Raw genomic sequence first — 2,764 nt, forward strand, 5'->3', positions numbered from 1 at the left:
CATAGGGTATGGAGGGCACACCCGGGGAACTGAAACATCTAAGTACCCGGAGGAGAAGAAAGCAAAAGCGATTCCCTGAGTAGCGGCGAGCGAAACGGGAACAGCCCAAACCAAGAGGCTTGCCTCTTGGGGTTGTAGGACACTCAATACGGAGTGACAAAGGAACGGGGTAGACGAAGCGATCTGGAAAGGTCCGCCATAGAAGGTAACAGCCCTGTAGTCGAAACTTCGTTCCCTCCTGAGTGGATCCTGAGTACGGCGGGACACGTGAAATCCCGTCGGAAGCAGGGAGGACCATCTCCCAAGGCTAAATACTCCCTAGTGACCGATAGTGAACCAGTACCGTGAGGGAAAGGTGAAAAGCACCCCGGAAGGGGAGTGAAAGAGAACCTGAAACCGTGTGCCTACAAGTAGTCAGAGCCCGTTCATGGGTGATGGCGTGCCTTTTGTAGAATGAACCGGCGAGTTACGATCACGTGCAAGGTTAAGTCGAAAAGACGGAGCCGCAGCGAAAGCGAGTCTGAATAGGGCGTTGAGTACGTGGTCGTAGACCCGAAACCAGGTGATCTACCCATGTCCAGGGTGAAGGTAGGGTAACACCTACTGGAGGCCCGAACCCACGCACGTTGAAAAGTGCGGGGATGAGGTGTGGGTAGGGGTGAAATGCCAATCGAACTTGGAGATAGCTGGTTCTCCCCGAAATAGCTTTAGGGCTAGCCTCAAGGTGAGAGTCTTGGAGGTAGAGCACTGATTGGGCTAGGGGCCCTCATCGGGTTACCGAACTCAGTCAAACTCCGAATGCCAATGACTTATCCTTGGGAGTCAGACTACGAGTGATAAGATCCGTGGTCAAAAGGGAAACAGCCCAGATCACCAGCTAAGGTCCCAAAGTGTACGTTAAGTGGAAAAGGATGTGGAGTTGCTTAGACAACCAGGATGTTGGCTTAGAAGCAGCCACCATTTAAAGAGTGCGTAATAGCTCACTGGTCGAGTGACTCTGCGCCGAAAATGTACCGGGGCTAAACGTACCACCGAAGCTGTGGGATGACCGTTGGTCATCGGTAGGGGAGCGTTCTAAGTGCGTCGAAGCCAGACCGGAAGGACTGGTGGAGCGCTTAGAAGTGAGAATGCCGGTATGAGTAGCGAAAACAGAGGTGAGAATCCTCTGCACCGAAAGCCTAAGGTTTCCTGAGGAAGGCTCGTCCGCTCAGGGTTAGTCGGGACCTAAGCCGAGGCCGAAAGGCGTAGGCGATGGACAACAGGTTGATATTCCTGTACCACCTCCTCACCGTTTGAGCAATGGGGGGACGCAGGAGGATAGGGCAAGCGCGCGACTGGTTGTGCGCGTCCAAGCAGTTAGGCCGGCAAGTAGGCAAATCCGCTTGCCGTAAGGCTGAGCTGTGACGGCGAGGGAAATAAAGTACCGAAGTTCCCGATTCCACACTGCCAAGAAAAGCCTCTAGCGAGGTGAGAGGTGCCCGTACCGCAAACCGACACAGGTAGGCGAGGAGAGAATCCTAAGGTGCGCGGGAGAACTCTCGTTAAGGAACTCGGCAAAATGACCCCGTAACTTCGGGAGAAGGGGTGCTCTTTGGGGTGCATAGCCCCGAAGAGCCGCAGTGAAAAGGCCCAAGCGACTGTTTAACAAAAACACAGGTCTCTGCGAAGCCGTAAGGCGATGTATAGGGGCTGACACCTGCCCGGTGCTGGAAGGTTAAGGGGAGCGCTTAGCGCAAGCGAAGGTGCGAACCGAAGCCCCAGTAAACGGCGGCCGTAACTATAACGGTCCTAAGGTAGCGAAATTCCTTGTCGGGTAAGTTCCGACCCGCACGAAAGGTGTAACGACTTGGGCACTGTCTCAACGAGAGACCCGGTGAAATTATAGTACCTGTGAAGATGCAGGTTACCCGCGACAGGACGGAAAGACCCCGTGGAGCTTTACTGTAGCCTGATATTGAATTTTGGTATCGCTTGTACAGGATAGGTGGGAGCCTGAGAAGCCGGAGCGCCAGCTTCGGTGGAGGCGCCGGTGGGATACCACCCTGGCGGTATTGAAATTCTAACCCGCACCCCTGATCGGGGTGGGAGACAGTGTCAGGTGGGCAGTTTGACTGGGGCGGTCGCCTCCCAAAAGGTAACGGAGGCGCCCAAAGGTTCCCTCAGAATGGTTGGAAATCATTCGTAGAGTGTAAAGGCAGAAGGGAGCTTGACTGCGAGACCTACAAGTCGAGCAGGGACGAAAGTCGGGCTTAGTGATCCGGTGGTTCCGCATGGAAGGGCCATCGCTCAACGGATAAAAGCTACCCCGGGGATAACAGGCTTATCTCCCCCAAGAGTCCACATCGACGGGGAGGTTTGGCACCTCGATGTCGGCTCATCGCATCCTGGGGCTGTAGTCGGTCCCAAGGGTTGGGCTGTTCGCCCATTAAAGCGGTACGCGAGCTGGGTTCAGAACGTCGTGAGACAGTTCGGTCCCTATCCGTCGCGGGCGCAGGAAATTTGAGAGGAGCTGTCCTTAGTACGAGAGGACCGGGATGGACGCACCGCTGGTGTACCAGTTGTCCCGCCAGGGGCACCGCTGGGTAGCTATGTGCGGAAGGGATAAGCGCTGAAAGCATCTAAGCGTGAAGCCCCCCTCAAGATGAGATTTCCCATCGCTTAAAGCGAGTAAGATCCCTCGAAGATGACGAGGTAGATAGGTCCGAGGTGGAAGCGTGGCGACACGTGGAGCTGACGGATACTAATCGATCGAGGACTTAACCAA

At 55.2% G+C, this 2,764-nt stretch carries 1 rRNA gene; it reads left to right on the top strand.

Annotation, left to right across the window (positions count from 1 at the left end):
- Positions 1–2,764: ribosomal RNA gene (locus tag B0I26_RS17970) — 23S ribosomal RNA — on the top strand; the annotation flags it as partial.

It is taken from the genome of Paranoxybacillus vitaminiphilus (assembly GCF_003259935.1).
GTDB lineage: Bacteria > Bacillota > Bacilli > Bacillales > Anoxybacillaceae > Paranoxybacillus > Paranoxybacillus vitaminiphilus.